Annotated in this window: 24 protein-coding genes and 1 other RNA gene; 12 read left to right on the top strand and 13 right to left on the bottom strand. The window is 41.1% G+C overall.

All coding sequences use genetic code 11. The features are described 5' to 3' along the window. Positions 1 to 13: 13 nt before the first annotated feature. The 3 genes from NYE20_RS11715 to dhaS form a co-directional block, all read right to left on the bottom strand. The gene (locus tag NYE20_RS11715) at positions 14 to 859 is read right to left on the bottom strand and encodes a superoxide dismutase (RefSeq protein WP_015251901.1); all 846 of its coding nucleotides are present in this window, start codon (positions 857 to 859) and stop codon (positions 14 to 16) included. Then, the gene (gene sqhC / locus NYE20_RS11710) at positions 849 to 2,747 is read right to left on the bottom strand and encodes a sporulenol synthase (protein ID WP_032725974.1); all 1,899 of its coding nucleotides are present in this window, start codon (positions 2,745 to 2,747) and stop codon (positions 849 to 851) included. The genes NYE20_RS11715 and sqhC overlap by 11 nt, the downstream gene beginning before the upstream one ends. 100 nt (positions 2,748 to 2,847) lie before the next feature. Then, positions 2,848 to 4,335, bottom strand: a complete 1,488-nt coding sequence (dhaS, locus tag NYE20_RS11705) for an aldehyde dehydrogenase DhaS (RefSeq protein WP_015714095.1) — start codon at positions 4,333 to 4,335, stop codon at positions 2,848 to 2,850. 228 nt (positions 4,336 to 4,563) lie between these two features. Here dhaS and NYE20_RS11700 point away from each other — a divergent pair, with 228 nt between their 5' ends. Both NYE20_RS11700 and NYE20_RS11695 read left to right on the top strand, forming a co-directional pair. Continuing rightward, positions 4,564 to 4,767, top strand: a complete 204-nt coding sequence (locus NYE20_RS11700; RefSeq protein ID WP_003231245.1) for a DUF6501 family protein — start codon at positions 4,564 to 4,566, stop codon at positions 4,765 to 4,767. Between the two features lie 356 nt (positions 4,768 to 5,123). Continuing rightward, positions 5,124 to 5,468, top strand: a complete 345-nt coding sequence (locus NYE20_RS11695) for a PH domain-containing protein (RefSeq protein WP_003220141.1) — start codon at positions 5,124 to 5,126, stop codon at positions 5,466 to 5,468. A gap of 86 nt (positions 5,469 to 5,554) precedes the next feature. Here the strand turns inward: NYE20_RS11695 and NYE20_RS11690 are convergent, their stop codons facing one another. Together NYE20_RS11690 and NYE20_RS11685 are read right to left on the bottom strand one after the other, a co-directional pair. Then, positions 5,555 to 5,788 carry a hypothetical protein gene (locus NYE20_RS11690; RefSeq protein ID WP_003231251.1) on the bottom strand — a complete coding sequence of 78 codons (234 nt, stop codon included), beginning with the start codon at positions 5,786 to 5,788 and terminating at the stop codon, positions 5,555 to 5,557. Between the two features lie 4 nt (positions 5,789 to 5,792). Further along, on the bottom strand, positions 5,793 to 6,056 hold the full coding sequence (locus NYE20_RS11685) for a hypothetical protein (RefSeq protein WP_004399338.1): 264 nt from the start codon (positions 6,054 to 6,056) through the stop codon (positions 5,793 to 5,795). A 66-nt stretch (positions 6,057 to 6,122) separates the two neighbouring features. Between NYE20_RS11685 and yocM the strand changes: the two genes are divergently transcribed. After that, positions 6,123 to 6,599 carry a salt stress-responsive protein YocM gene (gene yocM, locus NYE20_RS11680; RefSeq protein WP_024573297.1) on the top strand — a complete coding sequence of 159 codons (477 nt, stop codon included), beginning with the start codon at positions 6,123 to 6,125 and terminating at the stop codon, positions 6,597 to 6,599. Here yocM and NYE20_RS11675 read toward each other — a convergent pair. Then, a complete protein-coding gene (locus tag NYE20_RS11675) occupies positions 6,586 to 6,813 on the bottom strand; it encodes a hypothetical protein (protein ID WP_015383862.1) in 228 nt (75 codons plus the stop codon). The two genes, yocM and NYE20_RS11675, sit on opposite strands and share 14 nt — an antisense overlap. A gap of 77 nt (positions 6,814 to 6,890) precedes the next feature. Here NYE20_RS11675 and NYE20_RS11670 point away from each other — a divergent pair, with 77 nt between their 5' ends. The 6 genes from NYE20_RS11670 (at position 6,891) to NYE20_RS11645 (ending at position 12,018) form a co-directional block, all read left to right on the top strand. After that, on the top strand, positions 6,891 to 7,223 hold the full coding sequence (locus NYE20_RS11670; protein ID WP_024573296.1) for a hypothetical protein: 333 nt from the start codon (positions 6,891 to 6,893) through the stop codon (positions 7,221 to 7,223). Positions 7,224 to 7,297: 74 nt separating this feature from the next. Continuing rightward, on the top strand, positions 7,298 to 7,789 hold the full coding sequence (locus NYE20_RS11665) for a TraR/DksA family transcriptional regulator (protein WP_003231259.1): 492 nt from the start codon (positions 7,298 to 7,300) through the stop codon (positions 7,787 to 7,789). Between the two features lie 150 nt (positions 7,790 to 7,939). Beyond that, positions 7,940 to 8,566 carry an FMN-dependent NADH-azoreductase AzoJ gene (azoJ, locus tag NYE20_RS11660; protein WP_003231260.1) on the top strand — a complete coding sequence of 209 codons (627 nt, stop codon included), beginning with the start codon at positions 7,940 to 7,942 and terminating at the stop codon, positions 8,564 to 8,566. A 237-nt stretch (positions 8,567 to 8,803) separates the two neighbouring features. Beyond that, positions 8,804 to 8,990, top strand: a non-coding RNA gene (gene ssrS / locus NYE20_RS11655) — 6S RNA. A gap of 141 nt (positions 8,991 to 9,131) precedes the next feature. After that, positions 9,132 to 10,907: a DNA helicase RecQ gene (gene recQ, locus NYE20_RS11650; protein ID WP_212082206.1), complete on the top strand. Its 1,776-nt coding sequence runs from the start codon at positions 9,132 to 9,134 to the stop codon at positions 10,905 to 10,907. Between the two features lie 247 nt (positions 10,908 to 11,154). After that, the gene (locus NYE20_RS11645; RefSeq protein WP_003231267.1) at positions 11,155 to 12,018 is read left to right on the top strand and encodes a 3D domain-containing protein; all 864 of its coding nucleotides are present in this window, start codon (positions 11,155 to 11,157) and stop codon (positions 12,016 to 12,018) included. Positions 12,019 to 12,619: 601 nt separating this feature from the next. On the opposite strand, the gene desR is transcribed toward NYE20_RS11645, so the two are convergent. The 5 genes from desR to NYE20_RS11620 form a co-directional block, all read right to left on the bottom strand. Continuing rightward, positions 12,620 to 13,219, bottom strand: a complete 600-nt coding sequence (desR, locus tag NYE20_RS11640; RefSeq protein ID WP_004399356.1) for a two-component system response regulator DesR — start codon at positions 13,217 to 13,219, stop codon at positions 12,620 to 12,622. A gap of 18 nt (positions 13,220 to 13,237) precedes the next feature. Then, positions 13,238 to 14,350 (bottom strand): two-component sensor histidine kinase DesK, encoded by a 1,113-nt coding sequence (desK, locus tag NYE20_RS11635; RefSeq protein ID WP_003231271.1) that lies wholly within the window; start codon positions 14,348 to 14,350, stop codon positions 13,238 to 13,240. A 119-nt stretch (positions 14,351 to 14,469) separates the two neighbouring features. Next, on the bottom strand, positions 14,470 to 15,528 hold the full coding sequence (gene desE / locus NYE20_RS11630; protein ID WP_004399588.1) for a fatty acid desaturase DesE: 1,059 nt from the start codon (positions 15,526 to 15,528) through the stop codon (positions 14,470 to 14,472). A gap of 162 nt (positions 15,529 to 15,690) precedes the next feature. Continuing rightward, positions 15,691 to 16,668, bottom strand: coding sequence for an LD-carboxypeptidase (locus NYE20_RS11625; protein ID WP_015714091.1), 978 nt, complete (start codon positions 16,666 to 16,668; stop codon positions 15,691 to 15,693). 63 nt (positions 16,669 to 16,731) lie between these two features. Next, entirely contained in the window at positions 16,732 to 17,229 is a 498-nt protein-coding gene (locus tag NYE20_RS11620) for an N-acetyltransferase (RefSeq protein WP_014477061.1), read from the bottom strand. A 170-nt stretch (positions 17,230 to 17,399) separates the two neighbouring features. Here NYE20_RS11620 and NYE20_RS11615 point away from each other — a divergent pair, with 170 nt between their 5' ends. Together NYE20_RS11615 and NYE20_RS11610 are read left to right on the top strand one after the other, a co-directional pair. After that, positions 17,400 to 18,182: a VLRF1 family aeRF1-type release factor gene (locus NYE20_RS11615; RefSeq protein ID WP_015251912.1), complete on the top strand. Its 783-nt coding sequence runs from the start codon at positions 17,400 to 17,402 to the stop codon at positions 18,180 to 18,182. A 136-nt stretch (positions 18,183 to 18,318) separates the two neighbouring features. Further along, complete coding sequence (locus NYE20_RS11610) at positions 18,319 to 18,855, top strand: DUF420 domain-containing protein (protein WP_003231280.1); 537 nt, start codon at positions 18,319 to 18,321, stop codon at positions 18,853 to 18,855. 89 nt (positions 18,856 to 18,944) lie between these two features. Here the strand turns inward: NYE20_RS11610 and NYE20_RS11605 are convergent, their stop codons facing one another. Continuing rightward, the gene (locus NYE20_RS11605; RefSeq protein ID WP_014480011.1) at positions 18,945 to 19,622 is read right to left on the bottom strand and encodes a lysozyme family protein; all 678 of its coding nucleotides are present in this window, start codon (positions 19,620 to 19,622) and stop codon (positions 18,945 to 18,947) included. 194 nt (positions 19,623 to 19,816) lie between these two features. Between NYE20_RS11605 and czrA the strand changes: the two genes are divergently transcribed. Continuing rightward, entirely contained in the window at positions 19,817 to 20,140 is a 324-nt protein-coding gene (gene czrA, locus NYE20_RS11600) for a Zn(II)-responsive metalloregulatory transcriptional repressor CzrA (protein ID WP_003231284.1), read from the top strand. Between the two features lie 26 nt (positions 20,141 to 20,166). Here czrA and csk22 read toward each other — a convergent pair whose 3' ends face one another. Next, entirely contained in the window at positions 20,167 to 20,712 is a 546-nt protein-coding gene (csk22, locus tag NYE20_RS11595; protein WP_014480010.1) for a mother cell-specific sporulation protein Csk22, read from the bottom strand. Positions 20,713 to 20,835 lie beyond the last annotated feature (123 nt).

Raw genomic sequence — 20,835 nt, 5'->3', positions numbered from 1 at the left:
AAGGGGGCTTTTTTTAATAGAGCTTCCAAACGACTTCTTTTGCCTGCTCAAAACGTTTTTCAGCCTCGCGCCAATCCACGACATTCCACCAGTGATCGACATAGCTGGCCCGGTCATTTTTGTATTGCAAATAGTAGGCATGCTCCCATACGTCAAGCGGTAAAAGGGGGATCACATCCCATTGGCTAAAGAGCTGGTGTTTTTCTGCCGTTAAAATCTCCAGCCGTCCTGATCGAGGTGCCCAGACCAGAATGGCCCAGCCGACGCCTTCCACTTTTTTAGCGGCCTGGGTAAAATGTTCTTTAAAAGCGGAATAGCTTCCAAATGAAAGGTCTATCATTTGGAATAATGCCCCTGTAGGACGCCGTTTTCCGTTTGGATGCATAGAAAACCAAAAAATACTGTGCAAATAATGGCCTGCTCCATGGAACGCAAGCTCTCTTTCCCAATGAGTGATTAAGTCATAATTCTTTGTTGCTCTCGCTTTTTTAAGCTCTGATTCTGCTTTGTTCAGGCCATCGACATAGCTTTGATGATGTTTTGTATGATGAAGGACCATAATATCGCGTGAAATATAAGGTTCTAAGGCGGAGTATTTGTAAGGAAGCTTTGGCAGCACGTGTTTCCCTATAGGGACATATGCGCGTCTTTCACTTGTATCATCTGATTCTGTAATATCCCGGTAAAGGGCAGCGGCCTGTTTATACCAATCTTCTTCTGTTGTTTGGTCATCTTCCAGAGCCTCAATCATCTTGTCGATTTGATCTTCAAACTGGTCAAGCTGTCCTCGCTTTTGAATCTGATCTTTCAGGGCTTCACACCAATTGAACATCTCCGTTTGATAAGATTCACGTTTCATTTGCTGTCTCCTTTTCAATAGAATCTAAATATTTCCCGACAGCCAGCAAAGAAAATACATATGGATAACTGTGATAGCGAATATAAAATTGCTTCGGCAATCCGATCCCTGCTGGATACGCGAGGCTATCGGCGCTATGCGAACTGCTGTCGGTAAGGTATTGCATGCCTTTCACAACAGACGGATGTTCGGAATTTTCATATGTGAGCAAAGCGTCTAAAGCCCAGGCCGTTTGTACAATGGTTCCTCTATGAAGCGGTACATATGTTTTGATTTCGGCGCTTTTGCAGGATTCTCCCCAGCTTCCGTCATCATTTTGTATGGATTTGAGCCAACGCAGAGCCTTTTGTATACCGGGATGCTTTCGGTCAACCCCGCATGCATGCATACCAGTAAGAGCAGCCCAAGTGCCGTAAATGTAGCAAACACCCCATCTGCCGTACCAAGACCCATTTTGTTCCTGATGTTCGAAAAGCCACTTCACAGCGCGTTGAATATGTTGATGTTTTTCTGTGAAGCCAACTTTCTCGCCTAAAAAGTGCAGTACACGTCCGGTGAGGTCGGCGGTTGAAGGGTCAACTGCAGCGTCCTCGGCGGATTCAAGCGGCAGAAGGCGGATCAGTGGGTGGTTCACGTTTTTTTCGAAAGCAGAAAATCCGCCGTCATTGTTTTGCATCGATAAAAGCCAAGATACCCCTCGCTCCCATGCTGCAGGAGAATGATTGCGGGGAATCGCTTTTAAAACGGCTGCAGTGTCGTCACAGTCAGGGTTATTTGTATTAATGTTTGAAAACCCCCAGCCGCCAGGAACTGAATTTGGATTTTTGACAGACCAATCTGCTATTTTGGTATGCTGGCGTTCTAGCAAAAAGTCGGCTGCTTTTGTAACAGAGCCATCCGTTTCGGTCACACCATTTTTTTGAAGGGCATAGCTTATTAAAGCTGTATCCCAAACAGTTGAAGTAGAGTTTTCCAGATAAGGAATCCCGTTGCATTTAGTCACCAGTGATTTAATGCCGGTAATCGCCCTCCTGATAACAGGAGAATAGCGTGACACACCAAGTGACAGAAGGCTGTAAACCATAAATATGGTTGCGCTCGCATAGCTGTATAATGTTCCATCTTTTTCAATCCGGTCCAGCATATACGTTTTAGCTGTCTGTAGGCCCAGCTGCTGAAAAGCAAATGGTGCATGAAAAACGCGTTTCCAATGTGAAAAAATAGACGTGAGATCTCTTTCTTCGAAAGCATCAGACCGAAGCCAAGTGAAAGGATTTTTTGTCATGTGCGGATCGAGATGGTGAAGAGATGAAATTTTGCGGTTAATAAGGACAAATCGCTGATTGAGTGTTACAGCCATAGGAGCAAAATGAATACGGGCATATGAGCTGAACTGATAGAAATGAATCGGCAATGTTGGGGGGAGCGCCATGAGTGATAATGGTAAATACAAAGCAGGCCAAGGATAAAGCCCGTTCGCGGCAAGCATCCATTTTGTCATGAAGTGAACATGTCTCAAACCGCCATGTGAGATGATAAATTGTTCAGCTTTCTTCATATGCGGCTCAGATCTGTGAAAACATCCTGAAGCCAGCATCCCGACATATCCTTGGACGGTAGCCGTTAGATTTCCGCGCGTTTCATCGGGATAGTTGATAAATGTGCCGTCGGGCTGCTGTTTTGCATGAATGCCGGCTGCAAGGGCTGATATTAGTTCTTTTTCATTTTCGTCTTCATCTAGTGAGGTAAGGAGCAAAATAAAAAAGGAATTTGTCATGATTGGTCCTTCAAAGCAAAATGCCCATGATCCATCAGCATTTTGCCTATCTCTTAACTCCGTAATGGTTTTCTTTTGAAAACGCCTCACTTTCTCCTGAAGTGTGCCCATCACGCTCAACTCCTTCAGAAGCATATATATTCAGCGTCTTTTACTGCCATTACAGAAAGAAAAAAACTGCTGGCAGGCAGCAGTTTTTTAAACATACATGTTAGTCTTCAAGGTTTATCCATACACTTTTGACTTCTGTGTAATTATCCAAGGCATATGATCCCATTTCTCGTCCGAGTCCTGACTGTTTATAACCGCCAAATGGAGACGCCGCATCAAACACATTATAGCAGTTCACCCAAACGGTTCCGGCTTGAAGTCGGTCCGCGATATAGTGAGCCTGCTTGACGTTCTCTGTCCATAGTCCGGCCGCAAGCCCATATTCTGAATGGTTTGCCCGTTCAATAACTTCATCGACAGTTTCGTACGGAATTGCAGTCAGCACAGGTCCGAAAATTTCTTCTTTTGCGATGGTCATTTCGTCTTCAACATTCGCAAACACAGTCGGTGCGACAAAATATCCTGCTTCAAAAGGACAGCTTCCGCCGGTCACTGCTTTTGCTCCTTCATCTTTTCCTTTTTGAATATAGGAAAGAACGCGCTCATGCTGTTCCTTGCTTACGAGAGGCCCGATTTGAGTATCTTTATGAAGTCCCGCTCCTTGGCGGAGTGACTCAGCATAGGACGCCATTTCATCAACAACTTCATCATATTGGTCTTTATGAATGAAGACACGTGAGCCCGCACAGCAGACTTGGCCCTGGTTAAACATCACACCGTTTAAAGCGCCCGGGATGGCTTTTTTCAAATTCGCATCCGGCAGAAGAATATTAGGTGATTTTCCGCCCAGCTCCAATGTAACACGCTTAATGCTTTTCGCTGCGGTGGACATGATTTTCTTTCCGATTTCAGTGGAACCGGTAAAGGCAATTTTATCAACCGCTTCGTGGTTCGTCAGCGCTTCTCCCGCATCTTCACCGAATCCCGGGATGATGTTGATTACACCGGCAGGGAAACCGGCTTGGTCAATTAATTCTGCCAAATAAAGAGCTGAAAGCGGTGTTTGTTCAGCCGGTTTGAGGACGATTGTACAGCCTGTTGCAAGTGCCGCGCCCATTTTCCACATCGCCATCAGGAGCGGGAAATTCCATGGAATGATCTGGCCGACGACACCGACAGGCTCATGACGCGTATAATTAAAATAAGCGCCGGAAACCGGAATCGTCTGTCCTGTTATTTTTGTACACCAGCCGGCGTAATAGCGCATATGCTCAATAGCCAGCGGAATATCTCCATTAGTCGTTTCATTGATCGGTTTCCCATTATCAAGTGTTTCAAGCTGAGCAAGCTCAGTTTTATGCTCTTCCATTAAGTCTGCCAGCTTATACATCAGTCTGCTTCTCGAAGCTGGAGACATTGTTCTCCATTCACCTTGGTCAAAGGCTTTTCGGGCAGCTTTAACCGCTTTGTCCACATCCGCAGCCTGGGCTTCATACAGCGTCATCAAGGTTTCGCCGGTCGCCGGGTTTGGAGTGTCAAAGGTTGCCCCTGAGGCACTCGGAACAAACTTTCCGTCAATATAAAGCTTCTTTGTTCCCTGTAAAAATGTCTCCAGCCTTTTCGTCACTTGCATCGTTAAAGAACTCATCCGTAACAAACCTCCAGTCATTTTTTATGGTCTGTTCTGAGATTCTTGGTGATAGACATTGATTCCTGGATTGAATAGCAGAAATAAGCTGTGATAGTTGCTTCAAACGTAAGCGTATACAAACATTCTATAATAGAAATCAAGGCAAAATCAATGAATAACCGATATTGCAATTTACAAAAGAAAAAAGCTACAATAAGCTTATAGATAAGAAAAGGAGATTTCATCATGATTCATAAAAATTGGCTTGAAAAAGAAACAATTAAAAAAGTAAAGTGTGTGCAGACAAACGCAAAAAAATATATCGTAAACCGCGTTTTAACGCCGGGAAAAGAATATGAAGTAAAAAATGAAACAGAGGAGTTTCTCTTTGTGGTCGACAATACGAATAAAGTCGGCGGCTATTATAAAGAATACTTCGAAGAGATGTAATGCTTCCTTGAAGCATCAAACAGATTTTGTTAAAAGCAGTCGATACATAAAACCGCAGCTCAGCTGCGGTTTTTTTGTGGTTAAAACAGGAAATATAAAACAAAATTAAAAAAATCATTAAAAACCACTTTTTTATAAAAACATTGCTGAATATTGAAACTTTTTTCTCTATCTGTGCGTATTACTTGATGACAACAGCTTAAAAGCCAAAAAACAAATCAAAAATTTGAAAAATGTAATCTGTTCGTAATGGTTTAAATGTCTTCTATGTCGTATTCTTATATAGGGATAAAGGACTTATTTTTATGTAGTGAATGATAAAACAAATAGATAAATGCAGAAAGAGGGGTTCTTCATTGGGTATTTTTTCTGTTAGCAGATCAACGGACGCAAAGAAGCTTGAGGCTTTGCTCGTTGAAGGGGAAAGAATAGAATCGATTTATAAGCTCCGAGTGGACCAAATTTGCTTTACAAATAAGCGGATCATTTTCTTTGACAATAAAATGTTTTCCAAAAAGAAGGTTCGTGTATTTCTTCCATATAAAACAATTGAAAGCTTTGCCATCCAAGAAGCGGGAATGTTTGATCCGGACACTGGGCTTTTATTGATGACAAGAAGCAAAACGTTCGAATTAGAATTTGCGAAAGACACCGATTTAAGCGAGGTTCAGGCGGTGCTGACAAAGCATTTGTGCAGCTGAATATTTGATGAGCCAGCCGTTCAAAAAATGGTTAGGCTTTTTTTTATATATAAAAAAAAGAACAGGGCATGTGCGCCCTGTTCTTATTACACCACACTGTTTTTCGCTGAGTTCGAATCAACAAGATCTGCATCTAATACATTTGAAATCGGTACGACAAGAGGAGTAAAGTCGCCATTTTCTTCTCCAAACCCTTGATTTATTTTAGCTGATAAAAAGTAATCGACCTGCTGATACGGACCGAGTGTTAAAGAGGAACCACGGTCCATCGTATTGATTTTAAATCCGCCGACATTCACGACGGAGGGAGAAAAGAACATCTCATCACTTCCTTTTGATTGAGGAGTTAACCGCTTCACTTTCAAAAGAGGCCGGAGAATCAATTTGGTCTCTGTCATCCACATGGCTTCTCGTGCCCATAAATCCGCTCGCATCTCCAAAATTCTGTCCGTAGCCTTGATTTTTTTTATCTGAATTTTGCCATTCTGCCAATAAATTTTGTCCTACGTTAACCGCTGAAGCATTTTCAAAGGAATTAATTTTCAGCATGAAAATATTAATATTGATATACGGAGTTGGTTGAACCACAGGCAAACCTCCTTTCTATAGTTGTATGCTGGCGGTTATAAAGTATGTTAAGACAGGGGGCTTCAAATGGATTTCGAAAAGATGAAGCAGTGGATGGAATTCGCACAGCAGATGTACGGCGGTGACTTTTGGAAACAGGTATTTGATGAAGACCAAAAAACCCCTTTTATGACAAATGGCCAATCTCCGTTTCCGTTTGCGCAGCAAGATCAGCGAGGGAGAGGAGATGCTTCATTTCCGAGCATGGATATTGTAGATACCGTTGCGGAAGTGCAGTTTTTAATTTATCTTCCAGGCTATCGTAAACAAGACGTTCACATATTATCGTACGGAGATTATTTAGTGGTGAAGGGGCAGCGCTTTTCCTATTTTAATGAACAGGACTTTCGCCAAAAAGAAGGGAAATACGGAAGTTTTGAAAAGAAAATTCCGCTTTCCGACCATCTTCATGGAAAGATGAATGCCATTTTTAAAGACGGAATCCTATACATCACCATTCAAAAAGACGAAGGTCAAGCGAAAACCATTGTTATTGATGATTGATTTTCATACTGAGTGCATCTGCCCCATCACGGTCATCAATTGATTCAATCGGAATGACCATGACAATAACATCTGCATTTTGTTCCCCAAAACCGTTATTTCTTTTGATAGCAGAGCACCTGTTCCTTAACTCCGCAGAACCAAAGGTAAGGGATGAGCCGGTGCCTATCGAGTTAGTCTTGAGATGAGAAATATTGATGTTAGTCGGAAGCATGAAAACCTCTCCTTTCTATGGGATATACCTCATTATATATGTAGACGAAAGAGGAGTATGCAAAGGGTCGTGATGTCATGAAAAAAATGTTCCGGTCGCTGATCAGGCATTGCTTGAAACCAGAACTTGACAAACTGCGTGAATGTGAAGAAAGACTTTCAGTGCTTGAGAAACAGAAACAAAGCAGCAAACAGGAGTCTGAAGAAACCTATATACATATTGAAACGCTGAATGTCGAAAAAATTGACTATCATCTTGAATTCGGCGAGCTGACCATTGATGAACTGAGCGGCAGATTAAATATAGGCGCAACCTATTATATACCGCCAGAAGAGAAGAACAAAAAGTGCCAACGAAAACCCGAAGCACCATCGACGCCAGCGGTCACGATCCGTTCAAAAAGGCAGTAGCTCATCTTTCCATCGATGTTCCCATGTTTGACAGAAGGCAAAACGGGAAACAGGATAGAAAGGAGAGGATATACATGGCACTGACAAAAGAACAAACACAACATCTCTATCATAAATTGCTCGATATGCAAAAAGAATTGTCTGGCGAGAAAAAGGAAACAGAATCAATGACGGAAGAAGTGGGGGAGCTTTCCAACGGGGTTGACAACCATATGGCAGACCACGGGACGCTCGTCACAGACCGGATGACTGACCAAACAGTGAAAGAGATTGACCGGGAGCTGTTAGAGGAGGTCAACCGTGCATTACAAAAGATGAAAGACGGAACTTACGGCGTGTGTGAAAAAACCGGCCAAGAGATTCCTTACGAAAGACTTGAAGCTGTTCCTTATGCAAGAATGACAGTTGAGGCCCAAGCTGATGTGGAGGATGATCTGGAGACAGATGCTCCTTCTTATGAAAGAGAGTTTCATGAACAGGTAAAAGACTTATCCAACAAAGAAACAATTGATCAAAAAAGCTCGCAGACGTATGAAATCTTGGATCGTGAACAAGATTCGAAGTAAAAATGCCAAGCAAGTACACCGATATTAGATGTACTTGCTTTTTTTTGAAAAAAAATCTCATATTCAAAATAAAGTGATTGACTTTGCGTAAAAAAGAAAGTAACATACTATTTGTAAGTAAATATAAAAAGTTTACCGGGAGGAATACAAATGTCTACAGTTTTATTTGTAAAATCAAGCGACCGTACAGCTGAAGAAGGCGTTTCAACTAAACTTTACGAAGCTTTCTTAGCTGCTTATAAAGAAAACAACCCTAATGATGAAGTGGTTGAATTAGATCTTCATAAGGAAAACCTTCCTTACCTTGGCAGAGATATGATTAACGGAACATTTAAAGCAGGTCAAGGAATGGAAATGACAGAAGATGAGAAAAAACAAGCAGCAATTGCTGACAAATATCTGAACCAGTTTGTAAAAGCTGACAAAGTTGTTTTCGCATTCCCGCTTTGGAACTTCACAGTGCCAGCAGTGCTTCATACTTATGTTGATTATCTGTCTCGCGCAGGCGTTACATTCAAATACACACAAGAAGGACCAGTCGGTTTAATGGGCGGCAAAAAAGTTGCGCTTCTTAACGCTCGCGGCGGTGTCTACTCAGAAGGACCAATGGCTGCACTTGAAATGTCATTAAACTTCATGAAAACAGTTCTTGGTTTCTGGGGTGTTCAAGACTTGCACACAGTTGTCATCGAAGGACATAACGCAGCACCTGATCAAGCGCAAGAAATCGTTGAAAAAGGTTTACAAGAAGCAAAAGATCTTGCTGCAAAATTCTAATAAAGCCAAGACTCCTATCGTTACAAATAGGAGTCTTTTTGTATATACACATTAATATAGAAGAAAATAATCATTCGCTTTTAGCGAAAAAGGCTGTTTTTTTTTATTGTAATATATTTTTTGTTTGTCGAATTGTCAGGTATTTTGGAGAAAAAGCAGTTTTATTCACTGGAAAAAGTTTTTCTAAACAATTGTTCTGACCTCTTGATTAAAACCGCCTGATGGTGTACTATATTAAAGAAGCTACTTTGTGCGTATTGTTAATTAAGTTTTAACCTTTAAGCTGTAATAGGGAGTTTTATATCGAAGCCGGAATGTCATGCCTCCATTGCAGAGGACGACAGGAACGTTTCTGCAAACACCCACTTTGAGGAGTGGTGGTTTAAAACTTTCTTACTTGCATACGGCAAGACGTAGCGAAAGCCATTTCCTTTTCGGAAATGGCTTTTTATTTTATCTAAAAAGGTTTGGTATAGTGAATATTCCATTTTTGTGTGAAAGAAATGAAGGCCGCTTTTTTATGATATGATGGGAGAAATTCAAGGAAAAGCGAGGTTTACACGTTATGTTACATAGAGCCCAATCCCTTCTGGCTCATTATTTTGGTTATGAGAAGTTTCGGAGCGGCCAAGATGAAGCGATCCGCTTGGTGACGGAAGCGAGGCAAAATACGGCCTGCATTATGCCGACGGGAGGCGGCAAATCGATTTGCTATCAAATTCCGGCATTAATGTTTGAAGGGACGACGATCGTCATATCACCGTTGATTTCCTTGATGAAGGATCAAGTTGATGCGTTAGAAGAAGCGGGGATTAACGCCGCCTACATTAACAGCACACAATCCAATCAGGAAATATATGAGAGGCTGAACGGACTCAAAGAAGGGGCTTATAAGCTTTTTTACATTACACCAGAGCGACTAACGTCCATAGAGTTTATCCGGATTTTGCAGGGCATAGATGTTCCTTTGGTCGCAATAGACGAGGCGCATTGTATTTCTCAATGGGGCCATGATTTCAGGCCAAGCTACAGGAATATTGAAATCTTGTTCCGTGAATTACACGACAAGCCTGTCATCATGGCGTTAACAGCAACAGCCACACCCGAGGTTCATGATGATATTTGCAAACAGCTGCATATTCAAAAAGAAAACACGGTATATACCGGATTTTCCCGAGAGAATTTAACCTTTAAAGTAGTAAAAGGAGAAAATAAAGATCGGTTTATAGACGAATATGTGCAAAACAACAGGCATGAAGCAGGAATTGTCTATACAGCGACTAGAAAAGAAGCTGATCGGATATATGAGAAATTGAAACGAAACCATGTCAGGGCAGGCCGGTATCATGGAGGTTTGGCTGATGATGTGAGAAAAGAGCAGCAGGAAAGGTTTCTTAATGATGAGCTTCAAGTGATGGTGGCAACCTCTGCTTTTGGAATGGGTATTGATAAATCAAATATCAGATTTGTTCTGCATGCACAAATTCCGAAAGATATGGAAAGCTATTATCAAGAGGCAGGACGAGCTGGACGGGACGGTCTTGCCAGTGAATGTGTTCTCCTGTTTTCACCGCAGGATATTATGGTGCAGCGCTTCTTAATTGAGCAATCAGAACATGAAGAGAAACAAAAGCAGGATTTAAAAAAACTGAGACAAATGGTCGACTACTGTCATACGGAAGATTGTCTGCAGCGTTTTATCCTTATGTATTTCGGAGAAAAGGAGCCTGATGCGTGCGGACAGTGCGGAAACTGTACCGATACAAGAGCGGCCCATGACGTGACGCGGGAGGCGCAAATGGTCTTATCCTGTATCATTCGCATGAAAGAACGGTTTGGCAAGACGATGGTTGCCCAGGTGCTTGCCGGCTCCAAAAATAAAAAAGTTCTTGAAAATGGCTTTTCAGACCTTTCAACATACGGGATATTAAAACACCAATCCGTTGGCGAAATCAGTGATTTTATCGAATTTCTTATTTCTGACGACTTCATCAGGATGTCAGACGGAACGTTTCCGACTCTTTTTGTCAGCAGTAAAGGAAGAAATGTGCTGAAAGGAGAATTATCAGTAGCGAGAAAAGAAGCGTTAAAAGCGGCAGCGATTACTGAAAATGACGAGCTATTTGAACGATTGCGCATGGTTCGGAAAGAAATTGCGGCTGAGCAGGGTGTTCCGCCATTTGTTGTTTTCTCTGACCAAACGTTAAAAGAAATGTCAGGAAAACAGCCCGTAAATGATGATGAACTTTTGTCTATAAAAGGAGTCGGAGAACAAAAAAGAGCAAAATACGGCCGGCTTTTTTTACAAGAAATACAAGCTTATGCAAGGATGACAGACTAATAAAACAGAAAATCAATCTTTTTTTCTATAAAAAACACATTTTATTTTCTCTGTTTCGTCTCAAAATAAAAAGACCTGCGAAGCCTATTATATCAAGGGTTCAGCAAGTCTTTCCATCAGAGAGAAATCCTTCATGTAAAGGAACTGTAATCTAAATCATATCTTTTTGTTATTGATTTGACATTTACGTGTGTTACGATATCACCTGTTAGCCGCCAATAAAAAGCTAACAAGGGAGGATTTACTTATGAAGAAGACGATTATGTCCTTTGTGGCAGTTGCTGCACTTTCAACAACTGCATTCGGAGCTCACGCTTCTGCAAAAGAAATTACGGTGCAAAAGGGTGATACGCTCTGGGGAATCTCTCAGAAAAATGGAGTGAACCTAAAGGACTTAAAAGAATGGAACAAGTTAACTTCTGATAAAATCATTGCAGGAGAAAAACTGACCATTTCTTCAGAAGAAACAACCACGACTGGGCAATATACAATTAAAGCGGGAGATACGCTTTCTAAGATTGCTCAAAAATTCGGCACGACAGTCAACAACCTGAAAGTTTGGAATAACTTAAGCTCTGACATGATCTATGCTGGATCAACTCTTTCAGTAAAAGGTCAGGCAACAGCAGCAAACACAGCTACTGAGAATGCGCAAACAAACGCACCTCAAGCTGCGCCAAAACAAGAGGCTGTGCAAAAAGAGCAACCTAAACAAGAAGCTGTACAACAGCAACCTAAACAAGAAACAAAGGCTGAGGCAGAAACTTCTGTTAACACAGAAGAGAAGGCTGTTCAATCAAATACAAATAATCAAGAAGCTTCAAAAGAACTAACAGTTACTGCTACTGCTTACACTGCTAACGACGGCGGCATTTCCGGCGTTACAGCTACAGGCATTGACTTAAATAAGAACCCGAACGCGAAAGTTATTGCGGTTGATCCTAATGTAATTCCGCTAGGTTCTAAAGTCTATGTTGAAGGCTACGGGGAAGCAACAGCAGCAGACACTGGCGGCGCTATTAAAGGAAATAAAATCGACGTATTTGTACCAAGTAAAAGTGATGCTTCTAATTGGGGCGTCAAAACTGTAAGTGTTAAAGTCTTAAACTAATAATATAGATTGTGATAAAAGACATGAGCTTTTGGCTTGTGTCTTTTTTTGTTCTGCTTAGAGCTGTTTATATCATATGCTGATAAAAGAAAGTGGTCCCGTTTTTCTCTTTATGTGCGATTCAGGGGCTCTCGGGTTAAATGATTGATTCCACATTACAGAGACATTCGGCATCATGACATTTATAGCTGGTTGTTAATATCTTTGATCAGCGAAACGAGCTGGTGTTTTTGGCAGATAATAAGCAGTTGGATGTAGCAGATGCCATTTACGGAACGGAATCGGATTGATTTCAGACGGTTTTTTATTGTGATATTAGGCTCTTGCAGTTGGGCATGGCAGCTTCGGGAGCGAAGTGGCACAACTTTGTCATACTGAAAATACAAAATAATCAATATCAGAAATTCTGCTGATGTGCAATGGCCGACCATTTTAACAGGGATATCATTCAATCCAGTCTTTTATTGGGCTGTTAACCAAGCAATCGTTCAGCGGGTATAGGAGCGAGGATATCGATCAATTTAATTCTGGTTGCGGCGAGGTTCTCAAACGGGAATTTCAGGTTAACAAAAAGGATCCTGGCAGATGCCAAGATCCTTTTTTATTTAAACCAGCCTTTTTCCTTTGACCGGGTAATGGCTTCAATTCGATTTTTCACTTCAAGCTTTTCTAGAATCATTGAGATATAATTCCGCACCGTCCCGCTTTTGATGCTGAGTTCCTGAGCGATTTCTTTTGTGTTTTTACCGTCAGCCACAAGTTCAAGCACTTCTTTTTCTCTATCTGTAAGAGGGTTAGCTTCGCTGTATAAGTCCTCCATCAGCTCAGGTGCATAGATGCGTTTTCCATTCATGACGCTACGGATGGCGTTGGCCAGCTCTTCACTAGGACTGTCTTTTAACAAATAGCCTTTAACGCCAGCTTTAATAGCTCTCTGAAAGTAACCGGGTCTGGCGAAGGTGGTTAAGATGATAATTTTGCAGCCTGTATCTTTTAGCTCCTCAGCAGCTTCAAGCCCTGTTTTTCCGGGCATTTCAATGTCCATAATACATACATCAGGCTGGCGTTTTTTGACAAAATCAACAGCATCTTGGCCGGTTGTACCTTTGCCTACGACTTCCATATCGTCTTCTAGGTTTAAAAGTGATCCTAAAGCGCCCAGCAGCATTTGCTGATCTTCTGCAATAAATATACTAATCATATAAGCCATCCTTTATGTTTATTTTGAATTATTAGGAATTGCCATGGTAAGCTTGGTTCCGTTTTCGGTATCGATGTGAAGGCTTCCGTTTGCAAACTCAAGCCGTTCTCTCATCCCGAGTAAGCCATGTCCTTTTGAAAAGGAATTTTCTTCTCCTTTGAATGTTCCATCGTCAGACACTGTAATCACAACTTCCTTCCAGAGCTGCTGAATGTCTACTCGGCAAGTTTTAGCCTGGCTGTGTTTGACGACATTTGTGACAGCTTCCTTTAAGCACATGCTCAAAATGTTTTCATTCAGCAATGAGATATTTTCAGGCCATTTCTCTTCTTCATAGATAAACATAATGTCAGCTGCTTCGAGAATTTGTTTGATGTTGATCAGTTCATCCTTGAGCCGGATGCCCTTCATAGAGGAAACGATTTTTCTTACTTCATTTAAAGAAGTTCGCGCTGTTTGCTGAACACTTTTCAGTTCACGAGCTGCTTGTTCGGGATCTTTGTATATCAATTTTCTTGCTAAGTCGCTTTTTAACCCAATAAGAGAAAGTTTTTGCCCAAGCGTATCATGGAGATCGCGGGCAATTCGCTGACGTTCTTCTAATTTTACCAGTTCTGCAATCCGTTCATTTGCATCCTCGAGCTTTTCTTCAAGCCGTTCGCGCTCCTTGCGGCTTTTTATACTAAAGGGCAATAAAATTGCGCTGATGAGGGTAATGACGACAAAAGGAATTTGTGTCAGAAAGAATTCCTTTTTTAATACGAGACTGAAATTGGCTGCGACGGCTGCGCTTATTAAATGGACATAATATAAAATATGAAAAGGGACGCGTTCCTTAATGTTTCCAATAAAATACGCGATAAAAAAAGCAAAATAAATATAACTGAACAGGGTAATGGAGGCGGTTGAAATGCCAATTAATAAAAATCCCCACAAATAAATGGTCCAGCCTTTTGAGACAAAAGCAAATCGATATACCGAAAAAAATAAAAGCGTCAAAATGATGCCGACAATAATAACAAATGTAGATGATGATTTCCATATAAAGTAGAAGGGGAGGATGAAAAATATCGTCCATATATAGGGCGTAATCCCGTTTAGTTTTTGAAATGTAAAATGATTTTTAATCATGATCTTACCTCATTTTCAGCTTTTCATCTTACTTGTAACTTTATCATTGTGAAAGCCAGAATGCACCCTCCAACAATAAAAAGGAAGCCTTCTAGTATATTAGAAGACCTCCTTTATCATCAGGCATTCTTCCGCAGCTTCTGTTTTTCTGGTGAATCAGGCGGAAGGCTTACAGGTATATGTTTTATAGCCCGAAATGACACAAACTGTTTGTTATCTTCATCCCAAAGACGGAACGCGAGTGATTGCAGGCTTGTTTTTAAGGTGATTGTCGGTACGTTTTTTAATGGTTCGTGATGTTCATGAGCAACTTCAAGCTTATAGTTAGGCACCTTTGGACTCAAATGATGAACGTGGTGGTAACCAATATTGCCTGTTAGCCATTGAAGCAGTTTCGGGAGTTTATAAAATGAACTGCCTTCAACAGCAGCCTGAACGTAGCTCCAGTTTTCATCCGCTTCAAAATAAGAATCTTCAAAGGTATGCTGCACATAAAACAGCCAAACACCGATTGAACCTGAAATCAGAAATATCGGGCCTTGCACCAGTAAAAACGATTGCCAGCCAAAGATCAGACAGCAAGCGGCAGCCAACGCGACAATTGCCAGATTCGTAAGGTATGTGTTTACACGTTCCTTGCGTCTTGCGCCTTTTTTGTTAAAACGGTTCGTGATCAGAAAAACATAAATCGGTCCGAGAATAAACATGATAAACGGGTTTCTATAAAGTCTGTATGCAAGCTTTGTTCGTCTGGATGCAGCTTTATATTCGTTTACTGTTAACATCCAGATGTCTCCTGTTCCGCGTTTATCCAGATTGCTGCTAGTCGCATGATGAATCGAATGGCTGTGCTGCCATTGAAGATACGGGAATAAAGTCAGGACACCTGTCAGAAAACCGAGAATGTGGTTATAGCGTTTTTGTTTGAAAAAAGATTGATGGCAGCAGTCATGGAAGATGATAAAAATTCTTGTCAGAAAACCTGCGGCAATCACCGTTAATGCTAACGTAAGAAGATAGGAGACATCGAGGCTGAGATAAGCAAGAAACCATAGGCCGAAGAATGGGATAAACGTGTTTAAAAGCTGAATCAGGCTGTTTTTTGTTTCAGGCTGAGCAAATGCAGCGACTTGCTTTGTCAGCTGTTTTTGTTTATGTGCAATGGTTTGTTCAGTCATAGTAAGTATCCTCTCATTGTGTGTCTCGGTTCAGTATACGCTAATGAGAGAAGTCTTTTGTAGTAGCACACATCATGCCTCCTATATGACATTTGTCATGTCTCGTGCGGCATGCATAACCGATTGCGCTAAAAAAGCTTGTAAAAAAAATTTACAAGCTGATTAATGTTTATCAATCCATATGCGTGATGTACCCGAAATAGCTTCAATCCTGCATGTTCCTCCTATAGGGAACGTGGCAATTGGCGAGGTATGTCCGGCATTTATATTTGCGATGATCGGGATGCCGGATAATTCTTTTTTTGTTTCGATCATGGCTTTTACAAGATCCATTGATACGTTTGATGCTTTCTGAAATCTGCCGATCAAAATCGCCTTTACATGTGAAAAAGCGGGGAGGTGGATGAGTGATTGCAGATCGCGGTCAAACATATGGATGTCTGACATATAATCATCTTCAATCAATAAAATAGTATGTTCTGTTTCAGGAAAATACTCCGTACCCTGCAGCAAATTAAGCGTGCATAAGTTTCCGCCAATTAAAGTGCCTTCCGCATAACCTTCTTGGATTACAACAGGGCCGTTATTAGGATAAAAACGCCTGTTTTCTTGATCCAAAAACCAGCGATCATCGCTCCACTCACTTGAAGGAAGAATTTCAAACGGGTCGTCCGAAGCGCAGCAAGAAAGAAAATACTCTTGTGTATAATCAAGCCCTTTTTTCATTGCAAATGTTGAGAAGTGGGGACCTGAATACGTAACAAGACCCGTTTTTTGATAAATAGCGTTGCAAAGAGCGGTTATATCGGAATAGCCGCACAGAATTTTTGGATGTCGTTTGATTTGCTCGTAATCAAGATAACGCAGCAACTGATTTGAATTAAACCCTCCGAGTGTCGTTAAAATCGCTTTGACGCCTGGATCAAAAAAGGCAGCGTGCAGATCATGGACTCTTGACTCGATAGAGGATGAATCAAATTCGTTACATTCATTTGCGTGTTCAGCGATGGTTACCCGATAACCTAAGCGTTCTAACGCCGTTTTTGCTTGGATTTTTGCTTCATTTGTTAATATAGACATGCTGGTCGCGGGAGACACGATCCGGATTTCGTCTCCCTTTTTCAGTTTTGAGGCGTGCATAGAACCCTCCATCAATGGTTTTATACCATTACAGCATATCTTGGCTCTTTCTTCCAGACTTTTTTACAAATCAACCCACTTAATGCTGCCGGATTGGGTATCATGATCGATACATACTTTGAATTGATGTTTTTCATAAAAGTGAATCAGCCGGTCTACATGATTCCAATCCCGTTTGGCGATGTCTCCGGTGACTTTCGGTATATTGTGGTCTCTTGCAATATCTTTTAAATATTTCATGCAAATGGAGCCAAACCCGTGATTCGGAGGGCCTTTGATGTCCCCTATATGAATGGCATCGTCCTTGTAAGACGCTACAAGTGAAAAACAGCCTTTTCCTCGGTATGCCGTTTTACAATCAGTTAGCATAATTTTGCATGTTTGGCCATCATCAATCGAGGAAACAATCATCCACTCATCATGTTTCGATTGATCAATACCAAGCACTTTGGCATCTTTAGATAAATCCTTCATATTCTCCTGCATGCGATAAATTTGAAATTCTAAATCATTTAGTTCTTCTTCAAGCTCTTGACGATTTTTTTCTTTAATAGTAAACAAGATCAAACTCCTTTCAAAAATCAGCTTAGAAACACAGTTACCAATTGTATTAGAAGAGAGGCGTATTGTAAACAACAATTCCATTATTACTAGAAATTAGCGGAAAGTCAGGTTTGATCGTTTTTAAGAGAGGAAAAAGAAAACTAACCTGTGAAAAAGGAGGAATCGGAATGGCGATTGATTCATTGATTAACAAATTACAGTATGTCCAATTGGAACCGCCGGATAAAATTCTCTCTCTGTATCTCAATACAGACATGAGAGATCCAGAGCAGCAGGGGGGAGAATGGAAGATTGCCCTAAAGTCAGGATTCAGCCGATTAAAAGAGTATTTGGCAGCTAGTGATCCAGAGGAGGAAAAGTGTCTGGATGGAATCAGGGCTAAAATGAATCAATACTTGAATGCAATGGGAAAAGACATGCCCCGCAGTCTCGTGTTTTTTGTTTCCGACAGCGGCATATGGGAACCTATTAAGCTTCAAGTCCCTGTAGATACAAGATTTTACTGGGAAGAAACAGCTGTCCTGGATCAGCTGAAGGGTTTGCGCCAGGCATACCCAAGTACGGCGTTTATTTTAACTCAGCAGCATGAAGTGAAAATTATTGAAACTGTTTTAGGAAAAATTGAGGCGGTGGAGCGTTATGAGTATGATATGATCAATGAGTCTTGGAAGAATAGCCATTCCGCTGTAGACAAAGCGCCACCATTTGAAGAGAACCGGATGAGGGAACATGTAACAGAGAACCAATCGAGACTGTATAAGCGGCTGGCTGCCAGCCTTGATCAAAAAGCTGCCGCGAAAAGATGGGAACGAATGGTTATTGCCGGGGATAAAGAAACGGCCGATATCTTGGATCAGCATATGAATAAACCCATTCATTCGAAAATTCAAAAGAACCTGCTGAATGAAAATGAACATAAGGTCATTGAACATTTGATAAAAGAGGCGTAAACCTAACAGGCCGGGGCTAATAGCCTCCGGCCTTTGAAGTGTGTCTAATTTCTGACGAAGGAATCGAAACCGTTGACATCTTCTTTGAATTTGCATACGATTTGGATAGCCAGTACAAATTAGGAGAGGTCACCAAATGAACCAAACAGAAAATAAACCGAAAAATTACACGGGGATTGTCCTTACGCTGACAGTTCTGATTAACGGTTTAATCGCAGTGCTGTTTTTTATGCCTAAATTAGATCAGTTCAGCCATGCGAATATTCACATTTTGCCAATGCTGAATGCGATATTCAACAGCTTTACGTTTATCTTCTTATTGGCCGCGCTGATTATGATTAAACAGAAAAATATCAAAGCTCACAAACGCTTTATTTTGGCCGCATTCACAACAACATTACTATTTTTGATTTGCTATGTGACGTACCACTCGATTGCGGAAAACACGCTCTATGGCGGAGAAGGTATTATGCGCCCGATTTATTTCTTTATTTTAATTACACATATCTGCCTTTCTGCAATTATTGTGCCGCTTGCGCTGTTTACGCTGATCAGAGGCTTCAGCATGCAGGTGGAGCGCCACAAAAAAATTGCGAGATGGACAATGCCTCTATGGCTGTATGTAAGCCTTACAGGCGTTATTGTATATTTGATGATTTCACCGTATTATTAAAAGCCATACTCAGTATGGCTTTTTTTACGTGTAAACATGGCAAAAGCCCAAATTCATTTTTGGGCTTTTGGCAGTAAATTGATAGACTCTTATTCATGAGCCTTGGATTCCATGGTTTCAAGTGTTGCAACCTGCAAAGATTCTTCAACGGTTTTTGTTTTTTCTTTTACTTTTTCTGCATACGTATAATCACCGTAGCAATACGGATAGCGGAAATTTTTCGCATTTCCCCCGCAAGTATACAGATCAGGATTTTTTTTGACTTGCTGCTCGGAGTATTGTTTTGCCAATTCCTCAGTATGCGTTCCTCCATGTTCAGCTACAAAATCAATGTAACCTGCCCCCATGTTGTAGCTTTGAATAATGGTATCCAAATCCACGCCTTTTTCCTTACCGGTCTTGTACATGAGGGTAAATTGCTTGATGCCTTGTTTAACACTGAGTTGAGGGTCTGTTATCTCATTGCGTTTTAACCCCAGAGATTCAGAGGACTGCATGGGATCATTGCCTTTTCCTTTTGACTCCTGATACATCATGCCTAATATGAGTGATGTATAATTAGAGAGTCCTTGGCTTTCAAGCTCTTCTTCCACCAAGGGTTTGTAATCGGTTAAACGTTCCAAAACAATCGTTTTCGTATCGATCGGAAGTTTTTTGACTAAATCCCGGTTGAAAAAAAGCAGGACCAATAAAAAAGAGGCGATGACAAAGACAAAAATCATCATAAAACCCGCAGCAGCGAAACAGCCTTTTCTCTTTTTCTTCACTGTGTTTCACCCTCAATGTTTGGAGCAGTATGACCTTTTTTATTATGACATAAGACGGTATATCAGACCAAGTAAAAACCTGATTTGAAACATAAATTTAAACTATGAGATTGAAATGGAATACAAGCAGGCTGGTTTGCACTCAAGCGCATTTGTTATAAGATAAAACTATGAATAAAGAAAGGTGATACCATATGACTGAATTTAGAGAAACGGAACAATCGGCTGCTGATCTGGACGAGGAGACGCTGTTTCTAGTCGCGCAAACATTCAAAGCGCTTTCTGATCCAACCCGAATCAGGATTCTCCATTTATTGTCCCAGGGAGAACATGCTGTAAACGGAATTGCAGAAAAGCTGAATTTACTGCAATCCACCGTGTCCCACCAGCTTAGATTTTTGAAAAATCTTCGGCTTGTCAAATCGCGCAGAGAAGGAACATCGATTTATTACTCTCCGGAGGATGAACATGTTTTAGATGTTCTTCAGCAAATGATCCATCATACACAGCATGATTGAAAAAGACATCCTTGCTTAACTCGCTGTTAGCGGGCAAGGATGTCTTTTTCTTTATTGTATTCGTGCTGTTCGAGTTCGTTTCTGCTGAGCTTGATGACAAAAGAAGAAAAACCGATATAATAAACGGCTATCAGAAAACAGACGCCAATTGTCAGAGGGTCCGTTCCGATTGACTGACTGTATGATCCAAGGCTGTTTAGATCAGGTGAGGTAAGATAAAGCTCCGTCACTCGATACAGAAATCTTGATAGAAATAAAGTTAAGAGAATCACCTCTACCCAAATATGAGTCCGAAAATAGATCTTTCCTCTGCGTTTTTCAAAGGAGATGTTTTTCTTAGCGAAAAAGACAAGGAGCCATCCGCCAAGAATGCCCAAAATGAGATATCCATATAAAAAAGGGTGAATGGCGCTGAAGATTGAAAGGCCAAAAGCAAACAGCGAGAAAAGAATGATACGGGTGAACAGCCAGCGGGGCTTCAGCGGCTGGTATCCGATGGACCTTTTAATTTTTTTATACAGAAAAAAGATGATGATCATGGCAGGATAAACGCTCTGAAGTGTAAGATGCATGATGTGAAATCCCCTCCGTTGAGAAGTGTATGCTTATCCGGTCAGAAATAGTAGCTGAAATAAATACTGAACACAAAAAAGAAGGGGAAACCCCTGTTTTCATAGCATATGCAAGGTGTATTC

Source organism: Bacillus sp. FSL R5-0416, assembly GCF_037975425.1.
GTDB classification, from domain to species: Bacteria; Bacillota; Bacilli; order Bacillales; family Bacillaceae; genus Bacillus; species Bacillus subtilis.
Note: the sequence above shows the minus strand (reverse complement) of the source record. Positions and strands in the feature narration are given on the sequence as shown.